The sequence below is a fragment of the Citrobacter sp. wls827 genome, assembly GCF_005280875.1.
In the GTDB taxonomy this organism is placed as follows: domain Bacteria; phylum Pseudomonadota; class Gammaproteobacteria; order Enterobacterales; family Enterobacteriaceae; genus Citrobacter; species Citrobacter youngae.
Genome location: NZ_SZWR01000018.1, coordinates 380,445 through 405,361 on the forward strand (window position 1 = coordinate 380,445; position 24,917 = coordinate 405,361).

General features: G+C 53.9%; 26 protein-coding genes and 3 pseudogenes. 16 read left to right on the forward strand and 13 right to left on the reverse strand.

From position 1 onward, the window contains the following. From FDX03_RS23465 to rpoS, 7 genes are all read left to right on the forward strand, one after another. The coding region (locus tag FDX03_RS23465) for a 2-C-methyl-D-erythritol 4-phosphate cytidylyltransferase (protein ID WP_249357074.1) at positions 1 to 277 on the forward strand (277 nt) is incomplete at its 5' end. Between the two features lie 66 nt (positions 278 to 343). Further along, positions 344 to 823: a 2-C-methyl-D-erythritol 2,4-cyclodiphosphate synthase gene (ispF, locus tag FDX03_RS15020; protein WP_137346137.1), complete on the forward strand. Its 480-nt coding sequence runs from the start codon at positions 344 to 346 to the stop codon at positions 821 to 823. Continuing rightward, positions 820 to 1,869 carry a tRNA pseudouridine(13) synthase TruD gene (truD, locus tag FDX03_RS15025; RefSeq protein ID WP_137346138.1) on the forward strand — a complete coding sequence of 350 codons (1,050 nt, stop codon included), beginning with the start codon at positions 820 to 822 and terminating at the stop codon, positions 1,867 to 1,869. The genes ispF and truD overlap by 4 nt, the downstream gene beginning before the upstream one ends. Further along, positions 1,850 to 2,611 (forward strand): 5'/3'-nucleotidase SurE, encoded by a 762-nt coding sequence (gene surE, locus FDX03_RS15030; protein ID WP_003825728.1) that lies wholly within the window; start codon positions 1,850 to 1,852, stop codon positions 2,609 to 2,611. Before truD ends, surE begins: the two co-directional genes overlap by 20 nt. Continuing rightward, on the forward strand, positions 2,605 to 3,231 hold the full coding sequence (locus FDX03_RS15035; RefSeq protein WP_061068474.1) for a protein-L-isoaspartate(D-aspartate) O-methyltransferase: 627 nt from the start codon (positions 2,605 to 2,607) through the stop codon (positions 3,229 to 3,231). The genes surE and FDX03_RS15035 overlap by 7 nt, the downstream gene beginning before the upstream one ends. Before the next feature lie 186 nt (positions 3,232 to 3,417). Beyond that, the gene (gene nlpD, locus FDX03_RS15040) at positions 3,418 to 4,500 is read left to right on the forward strand and encodes a murein hydrolase activator NlpD (protein WP_306308092.1); all 1,083 of its coding nucleotides are present in this window, start codon (positions 3,418 to 3,420) and stop codon (positions 4,498 to 4,500) included. A 61-nt stretch (positions 4,501 to 4,561) separates the two neighbouring features. Then, the gene (rpoS, locus tag FDX03_RS15045) at positions 4,562 to 5,554 is read left to right on the forward strand and encodes an RNA polymerase sigma factor RpoS (protein ID WP_000081498.1); all 993 of its coding nucleotides are present in this window, start codon (positions 4,562 to 4,564) and stop codon (positions 5,552 to 5,554) included. Between the two features lie 143 nt (positions 5,555 to 5,697). Here rpoS and FDX03_RS15050 read toward each other — a convergent pair whose 3' ends face one another. Then, on the reverse strand, positions 5,698 to 6,102 hold the full coding sequence (locus tag FDX03_RS15050) for a MarR family transcriptional regulator (RefSeq protein WP_137346139.1): 405 nt from the start codon (positions 6,100 to 6,102) through the stop codon (positions 5,698 to 5,700). Between the two features lie 159 nt (positions 6,103 to 6,261). Between FDX03_RS15050 and FDX03_RS15055 the strand changes: the two genes are divergently transcribed. Genes FDX03_RS15055 through FDX03_RS15065 form a run of 3 tightly spaced genes read left to right on the forward strand, consistent with a single transcriptional unit; the run spans position 6,262 to position 8,529 of the window. Further along, complete coding sequence (locus tag FDX03_RS15055) at positions 6,262 to 6,855, forward strand: non-oxidative hydroxyarylic acid decarboxylases subunit B (protein ID WP_137346140.1); 594 nt, start codon at positions 6,262 to 6,264, stop codon at positions 6,853 to 6,855. Continuing rightward, the gene (locus FDX03_RS15060; RefSeq protein ID WP_061068472.1) at positions 6,855 to 8,282 is read left to right on the forward strand and encodes a non-oxidative hydroxyarylic acid decarboxylases subunit C; all 1,428 of its coding nucleotides are present in this window, start codon (positions 6,855 to 6,857) and stop codon (positions 8,280 to 8,282) included. Before FDX03_RS15055 ends, FDX03_RS15060 begins: the two co-directional genes overlap by 1 nt. 10 nt (positions 8,283 to 8,292) lie before the next feature. After that, the gene (locus FDX03_RS15065) at positions 8,293 to 8,529 is read left to right on the forward strand and encodes a non-oxidative hydroxyarylic acid decarboxylases subunit D (RefSeq protein WP_061068471.1); all 237 of its coding nucleotides are present in this window, start codon (positions 8,293 to 8,295) and stop codon (positions 8,527 to 8,529) included. 122 nt (positions 8,530 to 8,651) lie between these two features. On the opposite strand, the gene mutS is transcribed toward FDX03_RS15065, so the two are convergent. After that, entirely contained in the window at positions 8,652 to 11,213 is a 2,562-nt protein-coding gene (mutS, locus tag FDX03_RS15070) for a DNA mismatch repair protein MutS (RefSeq protein ID WP_061068470.1), read from the reverse strand. A 152-nt stretch (positions 11,214 to 11,365) separates the two neighbouring features. Here mutS and FDX03_RS23470 point away from each other — a divergent pair, with 152 nt between their 5' ends. Further along, complete coding sequence (locus FDX03_RS23470; RefSeq protein WP_320338604.1) at positions 11,366 to 11,608, forward strand: DUF4102 domain-containing protein; 243 nt, start codon at positions 11,366 to 11,368, stop codon at positions 11,606 to 11,608. A gap of 23 nt (positions 11,609 to 11,631) precedes the next feature. Beyond that, a pseudogene (locus tag FDX03_RS15080) lies at positions 11,632 to 12,141 on the forward strand (integrase core domain-containing protein); the annotation flags it as partial. Positions 12,142 to 12,328: 187 nt separating this feature from the next. Here FDX03_RS15080 and sitD read toward each other — a convergent pair. From sitD to FDX03_RS15100, 4 genes and pseudogenes are all read right to left on the reverse strand, one after another. Then, positions 12,329 to 13,180, reverse strand: a complete 852-nt coding sequence (gene sitD, locus FDX03_RS15085) for an iron/manganese ABC transporter permease subunit SitD (RefSeq protein ID WP_048213041.1) — start codon at positions 13,178 to 13,180, stop codon at positions 12,329 to 12,331. Then, positions 13,171 to 14,034: an iron/manganese ABC transporter permease subunit SitC gene (gene sitC / locus FDX03_RS15090; RefSeq protein ID WP_115642970.1), complete on the reverse strand. Its 864-nt coding sequence runs from the start codon at positions 14,032 to 14,034 to the stop codon at positions 13,171 to 13,173. The genes sitD and sitC overlap by 10 nt, the downstream gene beginning before the upstream one ends. A 2-nt stretch (positions 14,035 to 14,036) precedes the next feature. Continuing rightward, positions 14,037 to 14,851: pseudogene (sitB, locus tag FDX03_RS15095) on the reverse strand (iron/manganese ABC transporter ATP-binding protein SitB). Further along, a complete protein-coding gene (locus FDX03_RS15100; protein WP_137346142.1) occupies positions 14,848 to 15,765 on the reverse strand; it encodes a metal ABC transporter substrate-binding protein in 918 nt (305 codons plus the stop codon). The pseudogene sitB and the gene FDX03_RS15100 overlap by 4 nt, the downstream one beginning before the upstream one ends. 184 nt (positions 15,766 to 15,949) lie before the next feature. On the opposite strand from FDX03_RS15100, the gene FDX03_RS15105 reads away from it, so the two are divergent. Continuing rightward, entirely contained in the window at positions 15,950 to 16,294 is a 345-nt protein-coding gene (locus FDX03_RS15105) for a nitrous oxide-stimulated promoter family protein (protein WP_048213037.1), read from the forward strand. A 125-nt stretch (positions 16,295 to 16,419) separates the two neighbouring features. On the opposite strand, the gene FDX03_RS15110 is transcribed toward FDX03_RS15105, so the two are convergent. From FDX03_RS15110 to hypA, 7 genes are all read right to left on the reverse strand, one after another. Further along, positions 16,420 to 16,848, reverse strand: a complete 429-nt coding sequence (locus tag FDX03_RS15110) for a TOBE domain-containing protein (protein ID WP_137346143.1) — start codon at positions 16,846 to 16,848, stop codon at positions 16,420 to 16,422. A 44-nt stretch (positions 16,849 to 16,892) separates the two neighbouring features. Further along, a complete protein-coding gene (flhA, locus tag FDX03_RS15115) occupies positions 16,893 to 18,971 on the reverse strand; it encodes a formate hydrogenlyase transcriptional activator FlhA (RefSeq protein ID WP_137346144.1) in 2,079 nt (692 codons plus the stop codon). A gap of 219 nt (positions 18,972 to 19,190) precedes the next feature. Continuing rightward, positions 19,191 to 20,201, reverse strand: coding sequence for a hydrogenase maturation carbamoyl dehydratase HypE (gene hypE / locus FDX03_RS15120; protein WP_061068461.1), 1,011 nt, complete (start codon positions 20,199 to 20,201; stop codon positions 19,191 to 19,193). Next, the gene (gene hypD, locus FDX03_RS15125) at positions 20,198 to 21,319 is read right to left on the reverse strand and encodes a hydrogenase formation protein HypD (protein ID WP_048213035.1); all 1,122 of its coding nucleotides are present in this window, start codon (positions 21,317 to 21,319) and stop codon (positions 20,198 to 20,200) included. The genes hypE and hypD overlap by 4 nt, the downstream gene beginning before the upstream one ends. Continuing rightward, positions 21,319 to 21,591 carry a hydrogenase 3 maturation protein HypC gene (gene hypC, locus FDX03_RS15130; RefSeq protein ID WP_061068460.1) on the reverse strand — a complete coding sequence of 91 codons (273 nt, stop codon included), beginning with the start codon at positions 21,589 to 21,591 and terminating at the stop codon, positions 21,319 to 21,321. Before hypC ends, hypD begins: the two co-directional genes overlap by 1 nt. After that, positions 21,582 to 22,454: a hydrogenase nickel incorporation protein HypB gene (hypB, locus tag FDX03_RS15135; protein ID WP_048213034.1), complete on the reverse strand. Its 873-nt coding sequence runs from the start codon at positions 22,452 to 22,454 to the stop codon at positions 21,582 to 21,584. The genes hypC and hypB overlap by 10 nt, the downstream gene beginning before the upstream one ends. A 102-nt stretch (positions 22,455 to 22,556) precedes the next feature. Then, positions 22,557 to 22,928, reverse strand: a complete 372-nt coding sequence (hypA, locus tag FDX03_RS15140; protein ID WP_003037406.1) for a hydrogenase maturation nickel metallochaperone HypA — start codon at positions 22,926 to 22,928, stop codon at positions 22,557 to 22,559. A 198-nt stretch (positions 22,929 to 23,126) separates the two neighbouring features. Here hypA and hycA point away from each other — a divergent pair, with 198 nt between their 5' ends. From hycA to FDX03_RS23475, 3 genes and pseudogenes are all read left to right on the forward strand, one after another. Further along, on the forward strand, positions 23,127 to 23,585 hold the full coding sequence (gene hycA, locus FDX03_RS15145) for a formate hydrogenlyase regulator HycA (RefSeq protein WP_048213032.1): 459 nt from the start codon (positions 23,127 to 23,129) through the stop codon (positions 23,583 to 23,585). Positions 23,586 to 23,728: 143 nt separating this feature from the next. Further along, positions 23,729 to 24,340, forward strand: coding sequence for a formate hydrogenlyase subunit HycB (gene hycB, locus FDX03_RS15150; RefSeq protein ID WP_005130602.1), 612 nt, complete (start codon positions 23,729 to 23,731; stop codon positions 24,338 to 24,340). Beyond that, positions 24,337 to 24,917: pseudogene (locus tag FDX03_RS23475) on the forward strand (formate hydrogenlyase subunit 3); the annotation flags it as partial. The gene hycB and the pseudogene FDX03_RS23475, both read left to right, overlap by 4 nt.

The following is a 24,917-nucleotide window of genomic DNA, read 5'->3' on the forward strand; positions in this document are numbered from 1 at the left end:
AATGAAACGTGCCGAGCCTGGTAAGACCGAGATTGCTCATACGGTCGAACGCACCGATTTATGGCACGCGTTGACGCCGCAGTTTTTCCCACGCGAGCTGTTGCACGACTGCCTGACGCGAGCGCTCAACGAAGGCGCAACCATTACCGATGAGGCTTCGGCACTGGAATATTGCGGCTTTCATCCGCTGCTGGTCGAAGGACGCGCTGACAACATTAAAGTCACTCGCCCGGAAGATCTGGCGCTGGCGGAATTTTATCTGACCCGAACTATCTAGACACCTCATCCTTCACGCTGCAACGAGGCAGCTTGCAGGATGTTGTGTATACCAGGAGAAGACATAATGCGAATTGGACACGGTTTCGACGTACACGCTTTTGGCGGCGTTGGCCCAATTATCATTGGTGGTGTGCGCATTCCGTATGAAAAAGGTTTGCTGGCGCATTCTGATGGTGATGTAGCGTTACACGCGCTAACCGATGCTCTGCTGGGCGCGGCTGCGCTGGGGGATATCGGTAAGCTATTCCCGGACACCGACCCGGCCTTTAAAGGTGCAGATAGTCGTGAATTATTGCGTGAAGCCTGGCGGCGTATTCAGGCCAAAGGCTATACGCTTGGTAATGTGGATGTGACAATTATTGCCCAGGCGCCGAAGATGCTGCCGCACATTCCACAAATGCGTGTGTTTATTGCCGAAGACCTCGGCTGCCATATGGATGATGTTAACGTGAAAGCGACCACCACGGAAAAACTCGGTTTTACCGGGCGTGGGGAAGGGATTGCCTGTGAAGTGGTGGCGTTACTCATTAAGGCAACGAAATGACTGCGTTTGAAGATCTGACGTATCTCCATGGCAAACCACAAGGCCATGGCGTTCTGAAAGCGAATCCGGAAGACTTTGTCGTCGTCGAAGATTTAGGCTTTGAACCGGATGGCGAAGGCGAGCACATTTTGGTGCGTATCCTGAAAAACGGCTGTAACACCCGTTTTGTCGCTGACGCGCTGGCGAAATTCCTGAAAATTCACGCCCGGGAAGTCAGCTTTGCTGGCCAGAAAGACAAGCATGCGGTCACGGAACAGTGGCTGTGCGCGCGTGTGCCGGGCAATGCGATGCCTGATTTAAGCAAATTTGAGCTTGAAGGCTGTAAAGTGCTGGAGTACGCGCGCCACAAGCGTAAGCTGCGTTTAGGGGCGCTGAAAGGCAATGAATTTACGCTGGTGCTGCGTGAAGTGAGCGAGCGAAATGATGTTGAAGCGCGTTTGCAGGCAATTAACGAGCGCGGCGTTCCGAACTATTTTGGCGCTCAGCGTTTTGGTATCGGCGGCAGCAACCTGCAAGGGGCGCTGCGCTGGGCGCAAAGCGATGCGCCGGTGCGCGATCGCAATAAACGCAGTTTTTGGTTGTCGGCGGCCCGTAGCGCGTTGTTTAATCAGATAGTCAGTGAACGCCTGAAAAAAACAGACTTTAATCAAGTTGTTGACGGCGATGCGCTACAATTGTCGGGACGCGGAAGCTGGTTTGTCGCCACACAGGAAGAACAAACTGAATTACAGCGTCGCGTCGATGAGAAAGAATTGATGATAACAGCGGCATTGCCGGGCAGCGGTGAGTGGGGAACTCAGCGCGATGCGCTGGCGTTTGAAGAAGCCGCTATTGCTGACGAAACCGCGCTGCAGTCTCTGTTATTGCGCGAGAAAGTCGACGCGTCGCGACGCGCTATGTTGCTGTATCCACAACAATTAAGCTGGAACTGGTGGGATGACGTAACCGTTGAGTTGCGCTTCTGGCTACCGGCAGGTAGCTTCGCCACCAGTGTTGTAAGGGAACTTATTAACACAATGGGTGATTATGCGTATATTGCTGAGTAACGATGATGGGGTCCACGCGCCCGGTATACAAACGCTGGCGAAAGCGCTGCGTGAGTTTGCTGACGTACAGGTGGTTGCCCCGGATCGTAACCGCAGTGGCGCGTCTAACTCGCTGACGCTGGAGTCTTCACTTCGCACGTTTACCTATGATAATGGCGATATCGCTGTACAAATGGGGACACCCACCGACTGCGTCTATCTGGGCGTGAACGCATTAATGCGTCCGCGTCCGGACATTGTCGTTTCTGGTATTAACGCGGGTCCTAATCTGGGTGATGATGTTATCTATTCCGGTACCGTGGCGGCGGCGATGGAAGGTCGTCATCTGGGGTTCCCTGCGCTGGCGGTCTCACTCGATGGGCATAAACACTACGATACTGCTGCCGCAGTAACCTGCCGGATTTTACGCGCGTTAAGCCGCGAACCGCTGCGCACCGGTCGCATTCTGAATATCAACGTGCCGGATTTACCCCTGGATCAGATCAAAGGTATTCGCGTTACCCGCTGCGGCAGCCGCCATCCGGCGGATCAGGTGATTCCACAGCAGGACCCCCGCGGCAATACGCTGTACTGGATCGGACCACCGGGCGAAAAATGCGATGCCGGTCCGGATACGGATTTTGCTGCCGTTGATGAAGGTTATGTTTCCATCACGCCGCTGCATGTCGATTTAACCGCATATGGCGCGCATGAGGTGGTTTCTGACTGGTTAGACAGCGTGGGAGCCGACACGCAATGGTAAGCAGACGCGTACACACTCTTCTTGAACAATTACGTGCGCAGGGCATCAGAGATGAGCATGTCCTGGATGCGCTCGCCGCCGTGCCGCGTGAAAAGTTCGTTGATGAGGCGTTTGAACATAAGGCCTGGGATAATATCGCCCTGCCGATTGGCCAGGGGCAGACCATCTCACAGCCCTATATGGTGGCTCGCATGACCGAACTGCTGGAGCTAACGCCGCAGTCTCGGGTGCTGGAAATTGGTACCGGCTCTGGCTACCAGACGGCGATCCTGGCGCATCTGGTGCATCACGTGTGCTCTGTTGAGCGCATTAAAGGTTTGCAATGGCAGGCGCGTCGTCGCCTGAAACAGCTTGATTTACATAATGTTTCGACCCGTCATGGTGATGGATGGCAAGGCTGGCAGGCGCGAGCTCCGTTTGACGCTATCATTGTGACGGCAGCACCGCCGGAGATCCCAACGGCATTGATGATGCAGTTGGATGAAGGCGGCATTCTCGTCTTGCCCGTGGGCGATGAGCACCAGTTTTTGAAACGGGTGCGTCGTCGGGGAGGCGAATTTATTATCGACACCGTGGAGGCCGTACGCTTTGTTCCCTTAGTCAAAGGGGAGCTGGCGTAGCTAACGCTGCTGAATACCTGGAGTTTTCCTGGATATTCTGGAATTAGTAAGCGTATCGTGGTCACGTTTTCCAGTGTCCAGTCCGATGCCTTGCACGGTGATTACGTCACTGGGTATTAACCAAATTTTCCTGGGGGATAAATGAGCGCGGGAAGCCACAAATTTACCGTTCGCCGCATGGCGGCATTGTCACTGGTTTCGTTATGGCTGGCAGGTTGTTCAAACACCTCGAATCCACCAGCGCCGGTCAGCTCTGTTGGCGGCAATGCATCATCTAACACCAGCTCCGGCATGCTGATCACGCCTCCACCAAAAATGGGATCAACGGCGACAGTACAACAAACGCCACAGATTCAACCGGTGCAACGCCCGGCGACTCAGCCAACACAGGTTCAGCCGGTTGCAGAACAGCCTGTCCAGATGGAAAACGGGCGGATTGTGTACAATCGTCAGTATGGGAATATTCCGAAAGGTAGCTATACGGGTGGCAGTACCTATACTGTTAAGAAAGGCGATACGCTTTTCTATATTGCCTGGATTACCGGGAACGATTTCCGTGACCTCGCACAACGCAATAACGTTCCGGCCCCGTATGGCCTGAATGTCGGACAAACTCTGCAAGTGGGCAACGCGTCGGGTGCACCGATTACCGGTGGTAATGCCATCACCCAGGCGGATGCAGCACAGCAAGGAGTTGTGACCAACCCTGCACAAAATTCCACCGTTGCTGTTGCTTCGAAACCAACAATTACGTATTCTGAGGATTCAGGTGAACAAAGTGCTAACAAAATGTTGCCGAACAACAAGCCTGCTGGGACCGTCGTCACAGCGCCTGTAACGGCTCCGGCAGTTAGTGCAACCGAATCGACTGCAAGCTCAACTTCTACCAGTTCGCCGATTTCTACCTGGCGCTGGCCGACTGACGGCAAAGTGATCGAAAACTTCGCAGCTACCGAAGGTGGCAATAAAGGGATCGACATTGCAGGCAGCAAAGGACAGGCTATTGTCGCGACCGCAGATGGACGCGTCGTATATGCCGGTAATGCGCTGCGTGGTTACGGTAATCTTATTATCATCAAACACAACGATGATTACCTGAGTGCCTACGCCCATAACGATACAATGCTGGTCCGGGAACAACAAGAAATCAAGGCGGGGCAGAAGATAGCTACCATGGGTAGCACCGGAACCAGTTCTACACGCTTGCATTTTGAAATTCGTTACAAGGGGAAATCCGTAAACCCGCTGCGCTATTTACCGCAGCGATAATTCGGCGGAACCAGGCTTTCACGTGCTAGTTCCGTTAGGGATCACGGGTAGGAGCCACCTTATGAGTCAGAATACGCTGAAAGTTCATGATTTAAATGAAGATGCGGAATTTGATGAGAACGGAGTAGAGGCTTTTGATGAGAAAGCCTTGAGTGAAGAGGAACCCAGTGATAACGACCTGGCTGAAGAAGAGCTGTTATCGCAGGGGGCCACACAGCGTGTGTTGGACGCGACTCAGCTTTACCTTGGTGAGATTGGTTATTCGCCACTGTTAACAGCCGAAGAAGAAGTTTATTTTGCGCGTCGCGCACTGCGTGGAGATGTCGCTTCTCGCCGCCGCATGATTGAAAGTAACCTGCGTCTGGTGGTGAAAATTGCTCGTCGTTATGGCAATCGTGGTCTGGCATTGCTGGACCTGATTGAAGAGGGCAACCTGGGGCTTATCCGTGCCGTCGAGAAGTTTGACCCTGAGCGCGGGTTCCGCTTCTCAACATACGCAACCTGGTGGATCCGCCAGACGATCGAACGGGCGATTATGAATCAAACCCGTACGATCCGACTGCCGATTCACATTGTAAAAGAGCTGAATGTCTATCTGCGTACCGCGCGTGAGTTGTCGCATAAACTGGACCACGAACCGAGTGCAGAAGAGATTGCGGAACAACTGGATAAACCGGTTGATGACGTCAGCCGTATGCTCCGACTCAACGAGCGCATTACTTCGGTAGACACCCCGCTGGGTGGCGATTCCGAAAAAGCGTTGCTGGATATTCTGGCCGACGAAAAGGAAAACGGTCCGGAAGACACCACGCAAGACGATGATATGAAACAGAGCATCGTCAAATGGCTGTTCGAACTGAACGCCAAACAGCGTGAGGTGCTGGCACGTCGTTTTGGTCTGCTGGGGTACGAAGCTGCGACACTGGAAGATGTGGGCCGTGAAATTGGCCTGACCCGTGAACGTGTTCGTCAGATTCAGGTTGAAGGCCTACGTCGTCTGCGTGAAATCCTGCAGACACAGGGGCTGAATATCGAAGCGCTGTTCCGCGAGTAAGCACAAGTTCTATCAAGAAAGGCCAGTCTCGGTGAGGCTGGCCTTTTTCTTTGTTTGTTGCCTGATGGCACTGCGTTTATCAGGCTCTACGGAGAGCAGGGCTTTGTGGACCGGATAAGACGTTTACGTCGCCATCCGGCAAATCAGTTCATCATCTTACGCACCAACTGCGTAAACTGTTCGCGCTCTTCCCCGCTAAGTCGGCCCAGAAACTCATCATCCACGCTATCTCCCAACGGGGTTGCGCTGGCCAGTAACGCTTCTCCTTGCGCGGTCAAATAAACAAACCGTCGACGCTTATCCGCCGGGTCGTGCTCACGCCTGACCAGATTGCGTTTTTCCATCCGGCTCAGCATTTCCGCAAGCGTCGCCTTGGTACAGACTGCAGCCTCGGTCAGGGTAACCTGCTCAATGCCGGGCTGTTCAGCGATGGCCCGGATCACTGCGTACTGAGGTTTGGTCAGTTCCGGTAATGCATGCTGCCAGCGAGCCGTATGCTTTTGAAAAAGCTGACGTAGTAAGTGAAACGCGGTATTTCGTAACTCCATGGGAACTCCGGGCAAACGATCGGTCTCTATCATAGCGGGTAACGCGTGATTTTTTAATAAGCGCGACTTTAGCTATCTGTGCCAGGTGTCCTTGCCCGGAGTCGGTTGTGGGAGTATGTTATGTAAAATGTTCGTACACGAACGATGTTGAGAGGTTGAATGAGACTCATCGTAGGAATGACCGGGGCAACGGGAGCGCCGCTTGGTGTGGCGCTACTACAAGCGCTGCGGCAAATGCCGGAAGTGGAAACGCATCTGGTGTTATCGAAGTGGGCTAAAACGACGATTGAGCTCGAAACGCCGTACAGAGTTAACGATGTGTCTGCGCTGGCGGACTATTGCCACCATCCGGCGGACCAGGCAGCGAGTATTTCCTCTGGCTCGTTTCGGACCGACGGCATGATCATTATCCCCTGCAGCATGAAAACGCTGGCCGGTATTCGCGCAGGCTACGCGGAAGGCCTGGTGGGGCGCGCTGCCGATGTGGTGCTGAAAGAAGGGCGCAAGCTGGTGCTGGTTCCGCGTGAAATGCCGCTCAGCACCATTCATCTGGAAAATATGCTCGTACTTTCTCGTATGGGCGTCGCAATGGTTCCGCCGATGCCCGCGTTTTATAACCATCCGCAAACGGTCGATGACATTACGCAGCACATTGTCGCTCGCGTTCTCGATCAGTTTGGTCTGGAACACCCAAACGCCCGTCGCTGGCAGGGGTTACGGCAGGCGCAGAATTTTTTACAGGAGAATGAGTAATGGCATTTGATGATTTGCGTAGCTTTTTGCAGGCGCTGGACGACCAGGGACAATTGCTGAAAATCAGTGAAGAAGTGAACGCCGAACCGGATTTAGCAGCGGCTGCCAATGCCACCGGACGTATTGGCGACGGGGCGCCTGCGCTGTGGTTTGACAACATTCGTGGATTTACCGATGCCCGTGTGGCAATGAACACTATCGGCTCCTGGCAGAACCATGCAATCTCGTTGGGTTTACCACCGAATACGCCGGTGAAAAAACAGATCGATGAATTCATTCGCCGCTGGGATAAATTTCCGGTTACGCCGGAGCGTCGTGCCAACCCGGCGTGGGCGGAAAACAGCGTCGACGGTGACGATATCAACCTGTTTGATATTCTGCCGCTGTTTCGTCTGAACGATGGCGACGGTGGTTTCTACCTTGATAAAGCCTGCGTGGTTTCGCGCGATCCGCTGGATGTCGACAATTTCGGCAAGCAGAACGTCGGTATTTACCGTATGGAAGTAAAAGGCAAGCGTAAGCTGGGCCTGCAACCGGTGCCGATGCACGATATTGCGCTGCACCTGCATAAGGCTGAAGAGCGCGGCGAGGATCTACCGATTGCGATCACCCTTGGCAACGATCCGATCATCACTCTGATGGGGGCAACGCCGCTGAAGTACGATCAATCTGAATACGAAATGGCGGGGGCGCTACGAGAAAGCCCGTACCCGATCGCCACCGCACCGCTCACCGGTTTTGACGTACCGTGGGGTTCAGAAGTGATCCTCGAAGGGGTCATTGAAAGCCGCAAGCGTGAAATAGAAGGGCCATTTGGTGAATTTACCGGGCACTACTCTGGCGGGCGCAACATGACTGTGGTGCGCATTGATAAAGTCTCTTATCGCAGTAAACCTATTTTTGAATCGCTGTATCTCGGGATGCCGTGGACGGAAATCGACTATCTGATGGGGCCAGCAACCTGCGTACCGCTGTATCAACAGTTGAAGGCAGAATTCCCGGAAGTGCAGGCGGTGAACGCCATGTACACCCACGGTTTGCTGGCGATTATCTCCACCAAAAAACGTTACGGCGGCTTTGCCCGTGCGGTAGGGTTGCGGGCGATGACCACGCCGCACGGTCTGGGTTACGTGAAAATGGTGATTATGGTTGATGAGGATGTTGATCCGTTCAACTTACCGCAGGTGATGTGGGCGCTGTCTTCGAAGGTCAATCCTGCGGGGGATCTGGTGCAATTGCCGAATATGTCGGTGCTGGAGCTTGATCCGGGTTCCAGTCCGGCGGGGATTACCGACAAGTTAATTATTGATGCTACCACGCCGGTCGCGCCGGATAACCGTGGGCACTACAGCCAGCCGGTATGTGATTTACCGGAAACGAAAGCCTGGGCTGAAAAGCTGACCGCCATGCTGGCTAACCGTAAATAAGGAGTTGCAGATGATTTGTCCACGTTGTGCCGATGAACATATTGAAGTGATGGCGAATTCGCCGGTAAAAGGCGTCTGGACGGTATATCAGTGCCAGCATTGTCTGTACACCTGGCGTAATACTGAACCGCTACGTCGCACCAGCCGTGAGCACTACCCGCAGGCGTTTCGCATGACACAGAAGGATATTGATGAAGCACCGATGGTGCCAAGTATCCCCCCGCTGTTGGCGGAAGATAAGCGCTAATCAAAAATGCAGCTGAGGCGAAGCCCCGCCCGGTAAATTTGCCCGATGGCGCTGTGCTTATCGGGCCTACAAATCGGGCCGTAGGCCGGATGAGGCGGAGCCGTCATCCGGCACCACGAGCATTACACCAGACTCTTCAACCGATAGATCCACTCCAGCGCCTGGCGCGGCGTCAGCGAATCCGGGTCAATATTCTCCAGTGCTTCAACGGCAGGTGATGTCTCTTCCGGTGCACTGAGCAGTGACATCTGCGTCCCATCAACCTGCGTTGCCGCGGCGTTTGGCGTGATGCTTTCCAGCTCGCGCAGTTTTTGCCGTGCGCGTTTGATAACCTCTTTCGGAACGCCAGCCAGTGCCGCGACCGCCAGACCATAGCTCTTACTCGCCGCGCCATCCTGTACGCTGTGCATAAAGGCGATGGTATCGCCATGCTCTAACGCATCCAGATGTACGTTCGCTACGCCTTCCATTTTTTCCGGTAACTGAGTCAGTTCGAAGTAGTGGGTAGCAAACAGCGTGAGTGCTTTGATTTTATTCGCCAGATTTTCAGCACAAGCCCAGGCCAGAGATAAACCGTCATAGGTTGAGGTCCCGCGCCCAATCTCATCCATCAGCACCAGGCTGTTCTCAGTGGCGTTATGCAGAATATTGGCCGTTTCGGTCATTTCTACCATGAAGGTTGAACGACCGGATGCGAGGTCATCCGCTGCGCCCACACGGGTAAAGATACGGTCGATTGGACCTATTTCTACCTTTTGTGCCGGCACATAGCTACCGATGTAGGCTAGCAACGCAATCAGCGCGGTCTGGCGCATATAGGTGCTTTTACCGCCCATATTTGGCCCGGTGATAATCAGCATCCGCCGCTGCGGGGAAAGGTTAAGTGGGTTGGCGATAAACGGTTCACTCAGCACCTGTTCCACCACCGGATGACGACCCTCTGCAATACGGATACCGGGCTTATCGCTGAATGTCGGGCAGGTGTAGTTCAGGGTATAAGCGCGTTCGGCCAGGTTGACCAGCACGTCAAGCTCTGCCAGTGCGCTGGCGCTCTGCTGTAAATCAGCCAGATGCGGCAACAGCATGTCGAACAGCTCGTCATACAGCTGTTTTTCCAGTGCCAGCGCTTTGCCTTTTGAGGTCAGAACTTTGTCTTCGTACTCTTTCAGCTCAGGAATAATGTAGCGCTCGGCATTTTTCAGCGTCTGACGGCGTACGTAGTTAATCGGTGCCAGATGACTCTGCCCACGGCTGATCTGAATGTAGTAACCGTGGACGGCGTTAAATCCAACTTTCAATGTGTCCAGGCCGGTGCGCTCGCGCTCGCGGATCTCCAGTCTGTCCAGATAATCGGTTGCGCCATCAGCCAGCGCTCGCCATTCGTCCAGCTCTTCGTTATAGCCCGGTGCGATAACGCCACCGTCGCGTACCAGCACTGGCGGGGCATCAACCACGGCACGCTCCAGCAGTTCACGCAGTTCCGTGAACTCGCCCATTTTCTCGCGCAGCATCTGTACGGGAGCGCTGTTTACGTTTTCCAGTTGAGCGCGCAGTTCCGGTAATTGCTGGAAGGCGTGACGCATCCGCGCCAGATCGCGTGGGCGCGCGGTACGCAGTGCCAGACGTGCCAGAATACGTTCCAGATCGCCCACCTGACGTAGTACGGGTTGCAATTCGCTGGTGGAATCCTGCAGCGCGCCGATGGTCTGCTGGCGCTCGATCAGTATCTGCGTATCGCGGACTGGCATATGCAGCCAGCGTTTGAGCATACGGCTACCCATTGGCGTCACGGTGCAATCGAGCACCGATGCCAGCGTGTTTTCTACGCCACCGGCCAGGTTCTGGGTAATTTCCAGATTGCGGCGCGTGGCGGCATCCATAATGATGCTGTCCTGCTGGCGTTCCATGGTGATGGAGCGAATATGTGGCAGTGAGGTGCGCTGGGTATCTTTTACATATTGCAGCAGGCAGCCGGCAGCGCATAATCCACGCGGCGCGTTTTCCACACCAAAGCCAATCAGATCCCGTGTGCCAAACTGCAGGTTTAACTGCTGGCGGGCGGTATCAATTTCAAACTCCCACAGCGGACGACGACGCAGGCCGCGACGGCCTTCGATCAGCGACGTTTCTGCGAAATCCTCGGCATACAGCAATTCGGCAGGATTGGTGCGCTGTAGTTCCGCAGCCATCGTCTCACGGTCTGCGGGTTCACTGACGCGAAAACGCCCGGAGCTGATGTCCAGTGTGGCGTAGCCAAAGCCTTTACTGTCCTGCCAGACGGCGGCCAGCAGGTTGTCCTGACGTTCCTGTAAAAGTGCTTCATCGCTGATGGTGCCCGGTGTGACGATGCGTACCACTTTGCGTTCAACCGGCCCTTTGCTGGTTGCTGGATCGCCAATCTGCTCGCAAATAGCGACAGATTCCCCCTGGTTGACCAGCTTAGCGAGGTAGTTTTCCACCGCATGGTGGGGAATGCCCGCCATCGGGATGGGCTCGCCTGCCGATGCGCCACGTTTGGTCAGCGAGATATCGAGCAGCTGCGACGCACGTTTCGCGTCGTCATAAAACAGTTCGTAAAAGTCGCCCATGCGGTAAAACAGCAGGATCTCCGGGTGCTGAGCCTTCAGCTTGAGATACTGCTGCATCATGGGGGTGTGAGAGTCTAGATTTTCTATTGTACTCATTGGAGTGTGATGTCCATATTTCTTAATTTTTAATGAGTTAGTGAATTTTATGGTTATCATTAGGTTTCACGTTGTCTCATCGAATATCATGGAATCCTACAGTTAACAGTAGGAATTCATGACTGCATAAGGTGCATGATAACGGAGTCTTTATGGTAGTAAAACAAGAGGGAAAGCCACTTTCGTTTAAAGCGGTAAAAATGATGAAGCCTGGTGGCAAAGATGAAGCTGACGTGGGCGAAAATCGTGGTTTACGTCTCTCATGTGGTGCCACCGGGATGAAGTCTTTTTCCTACCGTTACGCGAGTCCCCGACTGGTAAACTTGTTCAGTTTAAAATTGGTAACTTTCCACAACTTCTCTCGTTTGCTGCACGTTTTAAACTCCACGAATTAAAGCTTCTCCGTCAGGCCTGCCGGAGTCTGAACCAGAACTGGTCTATCGACTTTATGCCTGATACCCAGGTCTGTGGCCGTCGTTTTCGCACGTTCAATGTCGTTGATGACTTTAACCGTGAGGCGTTGTCGATTGAAATCGAACTGAATCAGCCAGCTCTGCGCGTGGTCCGTGTGCTCGACAGGATCGCGGCAAATCGCGGCTATCCGGTCACGTTACGCATGGATAATGGTCCGGAATTTATCTCACTGGCACTGGCTGAATGGACAGAGAAACATGCAGTAAAACTGGAGTTTATCCAGCCGGGTAAGCCGACACAGAACGCTTTTATTGAGCGCTTTAACCGAACATACTGTACAGAAATACTCGATTTTTATCTGTTCAGAATGCTGAATGAAGTGCGGGAAATCACGGAGAAATGGTTATCTGAATATAACTGTGAACGCCCGCATGAATCACTGAACAATATGACACTGGAGGAATACCGACAGCACTATTATCTGGCCGGGATCTCAAAAAATGCCTGGAACTAAAACGGGTCTATTTACACCACACCCCAATGTACCATTGAAGTGTGGCTGGTGAAGTTTGTATCAAATTACTCATTCATTTCGTGGTTGCTCTTTTTTATCTTATTGAATATCGATAATACCCGTCAGGATGCGGAAACGAGGTTTTAGAGGCATAAGCATCATTAGCTGACATATCATGAAGCATTATTTATACATCATGCAGCTGAAGTTGATTCTCTAAACGCCGATCGCGCAGCGTTGAATAAATAAAGGTGATGACAAACAGCAGGGAAAATAAAACGACTATGGTCGGCGCGGGGGCACTGTCGATGAAAAATGACAGGTATACACCCAGAAATGACGTTGCAACCGATATGGCGGTAGCCAGTAATAATGCCTGGGCGAACCTGCGCGTCATTAAAATCGCAATCGCACCGGGGGCAATCAGCAAGGAGATCGACAAAATAATACCTACCGACTTTAGCGTCGCGACGATAGTCAGGGCTATCATACACAGCAGACCATAATGCAGCAGTGTGGTGTTAAGACCGCTGGCCTTTGCCTGGTGCGGATCGAACGCATGCAGTAGCAGATCTTTCCATTTAAGCCCGATGATAAGCGCTATCCCCAAAGCGATAACCGCAGTCTGCGCAATGTCGCCCAGCGAAACGCCCAGCATGTCACCGAACAAAATATGGTCCAGATGAATTTCAGACTGGATTGACACATACAGCACCAGTCCGGCGCCAAACATACCGGAAAAGACGATCCCCATCAGGGTATCGCGCTTGATACGGCTATTATCGTCAAGATACCCGGTGGCGACCGCGCAGAACAATCCGGCGACAAAAGCGCCAATCGCCAGCGGAATACCCGCAATCCAGGCCAGTACAATCCCTGGAAAGACCGCATGGCTCATGGCATCCCCCATTAGCGCCCAACCTTTCAACACCAAAAATACCGACAGCAGCGCGCAGGGGACGGCGACGATAACGGAGATGGTCAGCGCGTTGACCATAAAGCTGAACTGAAAGGGTTCCAGTAATGTGGTTAAGAACATGAGGACTCCTTGTTCACCTGCCGGGCGCGGCGGCGATTCGCCAGCAGACCGTGTTTGGGGGCGAAGACAAACGCCAGCAGGAACAGCAGCGTTTGCAGTACGACGATAATTCCGCCGGTTGCGCCGTCCAGCCAGTAGCTTAGCCAGGCACCAGAAAAGCTGGTCAGGCTACCGATAGCCACAGCGATCGTCAGCAGACGAGGAAAACGATCGGTCAACAGCCAGGCTGTGGCGCCGGGCGTGACCACCAGGCAAATGACCAGAAATGCGCCGACGGTTTGCAGTGCAGCAACGGTGGAAACGGAGAGCAGCGTAAAAAATAGCAGCTTCAGCCGACCAGGATTCAGACCAATAGAGCGTGCATGGTTTTCATCGAAAAAGACCACCATCAGGTCTTTCCACTTCAGCAGCAGGATAGTCAGTGAGATGACGCCGATGATCGCCAGTTGCAAAATATCTTCCGGCGCAATCGCCAGCACGTTACCGAGAATAATGGTCTGGATGTTCACCGACATCGGATTGAGCGACACCATAAACAGCCCGATACCGAAGAAAGAGGAAAATATCAGTCCGATAATCGCATCTTCTTTCAGGCGTGAGCGCTGATTGAGAAACAGCATACTGCCCGCAGCCAGTCCCCCGGAGAGAAATGCCCCCAGCGCGAAGGGAAGCCCTAACATATATGCCCCGGCAACACCGGGGACGATGGAATGCGATAGCGCATCGCCAATAAGCGACCAGCCTTTGAGCATCAGGTAGCATGAGAGGAACGCGCACAGGCCGCCGACCATCGCCGAAACCCACATGGCGTTGAGCATGTACTGGTAACCAAAGGGTTCTGTCAGCCAGTTCATGACTATTCCCCCTCGCGTGCCGCGCGGCGCGAAATAAACGGGCGCTCATCATCGGTAATCACATGTTGTCACCCCCACTCAATGCGACGTGACGCAGAACGCCGCTAAATGCCTGTTCAAGGTTCTCGGTGGTAAAGGTGGTGTCAGTTGGGCCGCTTGCCAGCACGGTGCCTTTAATCATTACCGTGTAATCACAAAACTCGGTGACCGAGCCCAGGTTATGGGTGGAGACCAGCATGGTTCGGCCCTCATCACGCAATTCGCGCAGCAGGTCGATGATACGGGCCTCGGTTTTTACATCCACGCCGGTGAAGGGTTCATCCAGTAAAATGACCTGCCCATCTTGTGCAATGGCCCTTGCCAGGAAAACGCGTTTTTTCTGCCCACCGGAAAGTTCACCAATCTGGCGATGGCGATATTCCAGCATATCGACTCGCGCCAGTGCAGCATCCACGCAGGCGTGATCGTGCGCCTTTGGCCGACGCAGCCAGCCCATATGGCCAAAACGTCCCATCATGACCACATCTTCCACCAGTACCGGAAATGACCAGTCCACCTCTTCAGACTGGGGCACATAAGCAATCAGATTCTGTTTTAGCGCCTTGTTGACCGGCTGTTGCAGGATAGAGATTTGCCCCTGTGCCAGCCGGACAAACCCCATCAACGCCTTAAACAGTGTTGATTTCCCGGAACCGTTGACACCAACCAGCGCGGCAATCGAGCCGCCCGGAACCTGAAACGTGGCATCCCGCAGTGCGGTGTGGCCGTTGCGATACGTCACCGTAACCTGATTCACGGTAATCGCAGATTGACTCATGGTTGACTCCCAAGGCCGTTATTGATGCCGTTAACAATGGTTTGTGTGGTGACGCGCAGTAGATCCAGATAGGTCGGGACTGGGCCGTCGGCAGCGCTGAGTGAATCGACGTACAGCACGCCGCCGTAATGTGCGCCAGACTCCCGGGCTACCTGACGCGCGGGTTTGTCGGACACGGTACTTTCGCTAAATACCGCGGGGATCTGATGCGCTCGTAAGGTATCGATCACCTTGCGTACCTGCTTCGGCGTACCTTGTTGATCGGCGTTGATCGGCCATAAGTACAGTTCTTTCAGGTCGTTATCGCGCGCCAGATAGGAGAACGCCCCTTCGCTAGTGACCAGCCAGCGTTTATCGGCAGGAATTTTGGCAAGTTCGGCCTGGAGCGGCGCGAGCGTTTGCTGAATTTCTGCTTTATAGCGATCGGCATTCTTCTGGTAGGTCTCTGCGTTTTCCGGGTCATATTTCATTAACGCATCGCGAATGTTATCCACGTAAATCAGTGCGTTGTCTGCTGACATCCAGGCATGCGGATTGGGTTTTCCATTGTATGGCCCTTCGCTGATGCCCATCGGTTTTACGCCGTTTGAGACCATCACTTCTGGTACGCCGGACAGATGTTGGTAGAAGCGGGTAAACCAGAGTTCCAGATTGAGACCATTAGAGAGAATTAACTGCGCGCCCTGCGCCCGCTTAATGTCGCCTGGCGTGGGCTGGTATTCGTGAATCTCTGCCCCGGGTTTGGTGATTGAACTGACGTCTGCCGCATCGCCTGCCACATTGCTTGCCATATCAGCAATGATCGTAAACGTCGTGATGACCTTGAACTTTTCTTTCGCCCAGGCAGGCGACAGCGTAAGTGCCGTCAACAGGCTGGCAAGGAGAACTGACTTCAGACGAGGCAGATGCGGCATAGTATCCCTCACAACAAAGTGGTTAATTTATCATCGAATATAGCCTTTGCTATGTTATATAGCACATGGCATAAATAAATGAAAATAATTCTTATTTGCGTAGGGTAAGGATGTATCACCTTCAGGTAATAGTGCTGCGTATTTTTAAGGTGTATTATTTATGCAACTTAATTATGGAGGCATCATGTCCGGCAAACGTATTGCTCGTGAAAAAATGACGATCCAAAAGATGATCTCGCTGTACGAAAGCCAGTGTCCGGAAGCTTCAGATGAACAGGGGCATTACGATGCGTTGTTTGCTTATGCGCAAAAGCGCCTGGACAAGTGCGTGTTTGGCGAGGAAAAACCGGCCTGCAAACAGTGTCCGGTACACTGCTATCAACCTGCTAAACGCGAAGAGATGAAGCAAATTATGCGTTGGGCCGGGCCGAGAATGCTCTGGCGTCACCCGATTCTGACCGTTCGCCATCTGATTGATGACAAGCGTCCCGTCCCGGAATTACCTGAGAAATATCAGCGCAAGAAGTAATCTGGTTATTTTGTGCCGGATGGCGGCGATGCCTTATCCGGCCAGCAAGCGCAGGCTCACCTGTCGCGTAGGCCCGATAAGCGTAGCGCCATCGGGCAATTTAACTATCGGGTACCGGATGGCGGTTACGCTTTGGTGGCAATAAGAATGGCCGAGGCTTTGATCAGCGCGATGACCCGGCTTCCCTGGCTCAGTTTCATCTCTTGCTGACTTTCGTTCGTCACGACCGCGACAATGTCAAAACCGGCATCAGTTTTGATGTGTACGGTGGCGTTAACGGCGCCTTCGGTTACCTGTGAAACGCTACCGGCAAATTGGTTACGGGCAGAGAATTTCAGGCCACAGTCTTCAGTCGCCAGCGTCACCCACGGCGCTTTAATCAGCGCAATGGCTTCTTTTCCTTTCGCCAGACCCAGTGCCTGCTGGCTGCTATGGGTCACAATCGCGACCAGTTTTGCGCCGCCAGCCAGCGTCAGTTCAACTTCATCATTCACTGCACCAGTGGCAACTGCACTGACTGAACCGGTTAATTGATTACGTGCTGATACCGCCATACTGCCTCCTTTCGTTGAGTTATCACCCAGTATAGCCACAATGGCTAAACCAGCGCATCCTTATCAATACCTAATCGCTTCATACGCGACAACAACGTGGTTCGTTTTAGCCCCAATCGCTGCGCAGCACCTTTAGGACCGGCAACCACGCCGTTGGTCTCTTTCAGGACGCGCATGATCAACTGGTATTCGTCCTCGCCATCCTGCGCAACTTCGGTGGCTACCGGCGGTACGGACGGCGTCAACGCGGCAATATCCGGCAGGGACAGCTGTAGCACGTTGCCTCGGGTAAGCAGAACCGCGCGCTCCACCACGTTTTCCAGTTCGCGCACGTTACCCGGCCACTCCATGCTGCTCAAGGTACGAAGCGCTTCGGCAGGAATACTGTCGATATTGCGTCCCATCCGGCGAGCAATTTTAAAGGTAAAGGCTTTCACCAGCAGTGGGATATCTTCCGGGCGCTCGCGCAGCGGAGGTAAATGGATTGGGAAAACGTTCAGCCGGTAATACAGATCGTTACGGAATTCCCGATCGGCAACCATCTTTTTCAGATCGCGGTTAGTGGCGGCGATCAACCGAACGTCGGTCTGGATCAGCTTGTTGCTGCCCAGGCGTTCAAATTCCTGCTCTTGCAGTACGCGCAGCAGCTTAGGCTGTAGCTCCAGCGGCATGTCACCTACTTCATCGAGGAACAGCGAGCTTTTATCCGCCAGTTCAAAACGACCAATTCGCTGTGTGCTGGCCCCGGTAAACGCGCCGCGCTCGTGACCAAACAGGTCGCTTTCCAGTAATCCGGCAGGCATTGCCGCGCAGTTCATCTTCACCATCCGGCGGGCGTTACGCCCACTCAGATTATGAATCGCTCTGGCGATCAGCTCTTTACCCGTACCTGTCTCACCCAGAATCAATACGGTGCTGTCGCTTTGCGCCACCATTTCGACCTGTTTGAGTACGCTGTACATGGCTTCGCTGCGACCGATAATTTCGCCGAACTCACTGTCCACATTGTTCAGTTGCTCGGTCAGCGCCAGGTTTTCATCGACCAGACGTTCTTTCAGGCGGTGTATCTCCTGATAGGCAAGCGCGTTATCTACCGCAATGGCTACGCGTTCGGCAATCTGGCGCAACAGTTTCAGGTTGGCGGTGGTGAAAACTTTTTCTTCACACTGCGCCAGTTTGAGCACGCCAAGCATCGTGTTGCCGGACATCAGCGGCAGCAGGCACAGAGTCTGTAGCTGGTTGCCCCAGGTTTCGAACAGCATCCGTTCGTAAGGGGCGAGCGTATCGCGTTCGCTCAGATTAATCAGCAGCATCTCTTTGCTTTTGAAAACGCGTTCAGAAAGCGTACCTGCTTCATCCACTTCACTTTGTTCGTGCGCCGGATGATGTTCATCCAGATAGTGGGTGGAATAAATGCTGAGCTTGTTTTTGCGATCGCTGCGTAACACGATGCTGATGGCATCAATGTCGAAGTAGTGATGGATCTCTTTGGCGACTTCGCTGACCAGCTCGTCAATGTCCAGGCGGGAGAGCACCGCATTGGTGATGGCGACGAGGATACGAAAGTTGTCACGTTCGCGACACAGCAAATCGTAATCGACGTTGTTGCTGACTCTGCTCTGAATTTGTTCCGCAACGACGCCGACTATCTGGGTAAAGGTCTGCAGCCGGTTGTACTCTTTTTCACTCCACGGACGATCTTCGTTGCGGATGAATTCACAGCCGCCAAAGATGCGTCCATCCGCCGCCAGCGGCAGCAGGCAGTAGTGGCCAAATTCAGAATACAGTCCACCTGAAGCCAACTGTGGCCAGGTTTCCGTAAACTCATGATAGTTGCAGTGCAGCGCATCGGGGCGAGACAAAATACGGCGTACCGGGCCATGGGCCAGTACCGTTTCGTCTTCATAATCGATGGGTTTACCATTTTCACGCGTCGCAAAATAACGCGCACGCTGCGTTTGTGCCTGCCATAAGACAATAGCCGCACAGTCGGCCAGCGCTGAACGCTTGACCAGCTGCGAAAGCGCCTCGCTGAGAGACGGGAGATCGGGCTGCTGTAATAATGTACGAGTAATATCGAACAGGCCTTGCTGTCCGAGGTCACTCATCGGTGTATACGACATATTGCTTTTCCAGGAAAAGCACCGCAGAACGGTGCGAAAACGGTAAATGAATTATAGGTATAAGTCGTAAATCATTGCCGGATAGCTGACCGCGAACTCGCTGGTCACGCAATCCGTAGGCCTGATAAGCAAAGCGCCATCAGGCGATAATGCAGCGTTAATGCCGGATGTCGACGCAAATGCGTCTTATCCGGCCTACAGTATGCTGCCAACTGGCTGCTAACATATACGAGGTAAAGGTTCGGCGTGTGGTAAATCGAGGGTCCGTTTCACGCCGTACAGTCCGGCCAGACGCACACCTTTGCGTTCTACCACTTCGCCAATCAGCGCGGCATCGCGTCCTAAAGGATGGGCGTGGAGTGCGGCGAGCACGGCTTCAGCAGCCTGACGTTCAACGGCAATCACCAGCTTACCTTCGTTAGCAAAATTGAGCGCATCCAGACCCAGCAGTTCGCAAACGCCACGCACCGCGGGTTTCACGGGCAGGGCCGCTTCAGACAGCTCAATGCCAAACCCGCATGATGCGGCAAATTCATGCGTTACCGCATTCACGCCGCCACGGGTCGCGTCACGCAGCGCCTTCACGCCGGGGATATCACGTAGCGTCTGGATAAGCGGCGTCAATACCGCGCAGTCGCTGACCAGTTCGCCATCAAGACCCAGCTGTTCGCGCAGGTTAAGGATAGTTGCACCATGATCGCCAAGCGTACCGCTGACCAGCAGCACATCGCCCACGCTCAGGGTCTGGGCACCCCAGTGAATGTTGGCGGGGATCGCGCCCATTCCGGCGGTGTTGATAAAAAGTTTGTCCGCCGCGCCGCGCTGCACAACTTTGGTATCGCCGGTTACGATAGCAATACCCGCTTCGCGCGCGGTTGCCGCCATGCTGTTAACGACGGTTTTCAGCGTGTCCATTGGCAGACCCTCTTCGAGGATAAAACCGCAGGAGAGGTAGCGCGGTATCGCGCCGCTGACCGCCACGTCGTTAGCCGTACCGCAGATTGCCAGCTTGCCGATATTACCGCCCGGGAAGAACAACGGATCGATAACATAGCTGTCGGTTGAAAACGCCAGACGATCGCCTTCAGCGACCAGTTGCGCCAGTTCCAGACGTGCCTGATCTTCTTGTTCCGCCAGCCACGGATTCGCGAATGCCTCCATAAACAGACTGTTGATCAACTGCTGCATAGCCTGGCCGCCGCTACCGTGGGCGAGTTGTACGCTGTTCATGCTTCACACTCCTGCTGACGATACTGATACCAGGCGGCACATGCGCCTTCGGAGGAGACCATCAGGGCGCCAAATGCGGTCTCCGGGTTACAGGTTTTGCCAAATAGCGGGCACTGATGCGGTTTGCATCTGCCGGTCAATACCTCTCCGCAACGCGCGCGCGGATCGTCATACACCTGCTGCGGCGCTGGCTGGAAATGCGCTTCGGCGTCAAAGCGCTGATAGTCAGGCGTCAGGTGAACGCCAGAGGATTCGATAACGCCCAGACCGCGCCATTCGCTGTCGCCATTCACGCTGAACACGTCGGCGATAGCCTGTTGGGCTAACGCGTTACCGGCATCCGGTACCACGCGACGATACTGGTTTTCTACCTGGCTGTGCGCGGCAATTTTCTGCTCAATCAACATCACCACGCCCTGCAGGAGATCGAGCGGTTCGAAGCCAGCGACCACTAACGGACGATGGAAATCTGAGGCAATAAAATTATAGGCGTCAGTGCCAATCACCATGCTGACGTGACCCGGCGCTAAAAAGGCATCAATGCCATTGTCCGGTTGTTCCAGCAGGCTGCGCAGCGTTGGGATCAAGGTGATGTGCTGGCAGAAAAAGTAAAAGTTCTGCACATCGCGCTGTTTGGCCTGCTGCAGAGTGATAGCGGTTGTCGGCATGGTGGTTTCAAAACCCAGGCCAAAGAACACCACTTTGCGCGTTGGGTTTTCTTCGGCCAGCTTCAGCGCATCCATTGGGGAATAGACGATACGGACATCCGCGCCGCGCGCTTTGGCTTGTAGCAGAGAACCTTGTTTACCCGGGACGCGCATCGCGTCGCCAAAGGTGCAGAAAATCACTTCCGGGTGGCTGGCGATTTCGACACAGCTGTCAATTCTGCCCATCGGCAGAACGCACACCGGGCAGCCTGGACCGTGAATAAACTCCACGTTTTCAGGCAGTAACTGGTCGAGACCGAACTTGAAGATTGCGTGGGTATGACCCCCGCAAACTTCCATGATGCGTAGCGGGCGTTCAGCCGTGTAGGGGAGGAGTGCAGCACGTTCACACAGGTGCTCTATCAACTGCATCACCTGTTCTGGTGCGCGGTATTCGTCAACAAAACGCATTATTTTTCCTCGCCATACAGCAACGCGCCGACATCCGGCTCAACGTCAAACATGTTTTGCAGCGCGTCGAGCGTGTCGCGCGCTTCTGCTTCATTAATGATGCTCATGGCGAAACCGACGTGAACCAGTACCCACTGGCCCAGGCGTGGCTCACCCTTTTCATCACAGCTACCGACCAGCGTCAGATCGACGTCGCGCTGAATACCGCAAACGTCGACCTTAGCCTGGTTGCCATCAATGGTGCGGATTTGACCCGGAACACCTATGCACATCGCTGATTCTCCAGCCATGACAGCCATTGATCCATCCCTTCGCCGCTGGTGGCGGAAATCAGGATGATCTCAATTCCCGGGTTCACTTCCCGGGCGCTGGCGATGCATTTTTCAACGTCAAAATTGAGGTACGGTAGCAGATCCACTTTGTTGAGCAGCATCAGCGATGCGGCGGCAAACATATGCGGATATTTCAGCGGTTTGTCTTCACCTTCGGTGACGGAAAGCACGGCGACTTTATGACGTTCGCCGAGGTCGAAACTGGCCGGGCACACCAGGTTGCCGACGTTTTCAATGAACAAAATACCGTTATCGTCAAGCGGCAAACGCGGCGCGGCATCGGCAATCATTTGGGCGTCGAGGTGGCAACCTTTACCGGTGTTGACCTGAATGGCAGGCGTGCCTGTGGCGCGAATACGGGCAGCATCGTTCACCGTTTGCTGGTCGCCTTCAATGACGGCACATGGCACGCTGTCTTTGAGCTTCATTAGCGTTTCGGTCAGCAGCGTGGTTTTACCGGAACCCGGGCTTGAAACAAGGTTCAGTACCAGATGCTGACGGGCCGCAAAGCGGGCACGGTTGCGCTCGGCCAGGCGGTTGTTTTTATCCAGTACGTCAATTTCCACTTCCAGCATGCGGCGCTGGCTCATGCCTGGCGCGTGGGTGCCTGCTTCACCGTGACCGTAGTGCAAATCACCTTCTTCAGTCTGGCTCGGTGTGAAATTTGAGGTCTTCACACCGGTAATATTCAGCGCCGGACGAGCCGCCGGGGCAAATGGCGCGCTGCGAAACGCCGAGTGGGGATTATGTTCATCACCCTCTATATATAGGTTGCCTTCAGCGCAACCACATGTCGTACACATCGCTCACTCCTGATCTTTATCTTGCGGTATATCTGTTGCCGGATGGCGGCTTTGCCTTATCCGGCCTACAAACGAGCTCTTTGTGTAGGCTGGATAAGACGCTTAAGCGTCGCCATCCGGCGCTGGAGTCTGATCTATTTCAATACGTCGAATCTGTAAGCCGTCATCAGCCACAATTCTCAGCATATCGCTATTGCATTGCGGACATCGGCGCACGCGTTGCGTCAGTAACGTGACGTATTGCTGACAAGATTCGCACCAACATTCGGCTTCTTGTTCTTCGAGGTGGAGTTTACAACCTTCTGCAAGGGTGCCACGGCATACCAGATCAAAACAAAAGGAGAGAGCGCTGGTTTCTACGCAAGAAAATGCGCCAATTTTGAGCCAGACCCCAGTTACTCGCTGAGCACCGTGTTGCGTGGCCTGTTGTTCAATCAATTCCAGTGCCCGTTGGCAGAGGGTTATTTCGTGCATACCGCCTCCTGTGAAGTTGCCGTATCAAAAGCAATAAGCATGCCAGGTTGAATTTTTTCATTCGTGACAATGACGACGATGACGAAATGACATGTCGTCACCCGCCTTTGATTTTTTATCTATATGAAAATTAAGTAATTTAATTTTGGCATGAAATGTGCTTAAGGCTGTTCATCTCTGCTAAACGGGTAACCTGACATGACTATTTGGGAAATAAGCGAAAAAGCCGATTACATCGCTGAACGGCATCGTCGCCTACAGGACCAGTGGCGTATCTACTGCAACTCGCTGGTTCAGGGGATCACCCTGTCGAAAGCACGTTTGCATCATGCGATGAGCTGCGCGCCGGACAAGGATTTGTGCTTTGTCCTTTTTGAACACTTCACTATCTACGTCACGCTGGCGGACGGCTTCAATAGCCACACCATCGAGTACTACGTCGAAACGAAAGACGGCGATGATAAGCAACTGATTGCACAAGCAGAGTTGACCCTCGACGGTAAAGTCGATGAGCGTATCAGCAACCGCGATCGCGAGCAGGTGCTGGAGCACTATCTCGAAAAAATCGCCAGCGTCTACGACAGCCTGTACACCGCGGTTGAAAACAATATGCCGGTGAATTTAAGCCAGCTGGTTGAAGGACATAACCCGGCTTAAGCCTCGGGTGCTGCCCACTTTTGTCATGATGCGCTTTCATTCTGCGTCACGACAGTTTAGGGAATGGGCATGTCGAAAAATGTCGAAATGACATTTCGCAGACATGTTTTCGTCAAAAATGACTATCACCTGAGGAATGCCTGGTGAATCGTTTTGTAATTGCTGACTCCACTCTTTGTATTGGCTGCCACACCTGTGAAGCCGCCTGCTCAGAGACACATCGCCAGCATGGCCTGCAGTCAATGCCGCGCCTGAAAGTGATGTTAAATGAAAAAGAATCCGCGCCGCAGCTTTGCCACCAGTGTGAAGATGCGCCTTGCGCCACCGTTTGTCCGGTTAATGCGATTAACCGTGTCGATGGCGCCGTACAGCTGAATGAAAGCCTGTGCGTCAGCTGCAAATTGTGCGGGATTGCCTGTCCGTTCGGCGCGATTGAGTTTTCCGGCAGCCGTCCGCTGCACATCCCGGCAAACGCCAATACGCCAAAAGCGCCTCCGGCTCCGCCGGCGCCTGCGCGTGTGAGCACGCTGCTGGACTGGGTTCCGGGCGTTCGCGCCATCGCGGTGAAATGCGATCTGTGCAGTTTTGACGAGCAAGGTCCGGCCTGCGTGCGCATGTGCCCAACCAAAGCCCTGCACCTGGTGAGCAACATGGATATCGCCCGCGCCAGCAAACGTAAGCGTGAGCTGACTTTCAACACCGATTTCGGCGATCTCACCTTGTTTCAGCAGGCTCAGAGTGGGGATGCAAAATGAGCGCAATTTCACTAATTAACAGCGGCGTGGCCTGGTTTACAGCGGCGGCGGTTCTGGCATTTCTGTTTTCATTTCATAAATCGTTGAGTGGCTGGATTGCCGGGGTTGGCGGTGCGGTCGGCAGCTTGTGTACGGCAGCCGCTGGTTTTACCGTTCTGACTAATGGGCTGGCGGTCAGCGGCGTGATGCCGTTTATTGGTCACAGTCTGCAAATGACGCCGCTGAACGCTATCTGGCTGATTACGTTGGGTCTGTGCGGTCTGTTTGTCAGCCTGTACAACATTGACTGGCATCGTCATCCGCTGGTTTTAGCTAACGGCCTGCTGGTGAATCTGCTGATGGCCGCGGCGGTATGTGCGGTGGTTGCCAGCAACCTCGGTACGCTGGTGGTGATGGCGGAAATCATGGCGCTGTGTGCTGTGTTCCTCACCGGATGCAGTAAAGAAGGCAAACTGTGGTTTGCGCTGGGACGTATTGGTACGCTGCTGCTGGCGGTTGCCTGCTACCTTGTGTGGCAACGCTACGGCACCCTGGAGCTGCGTCTGCTTGATCTGCGTACCCAGGAGCTGCCGCTCGG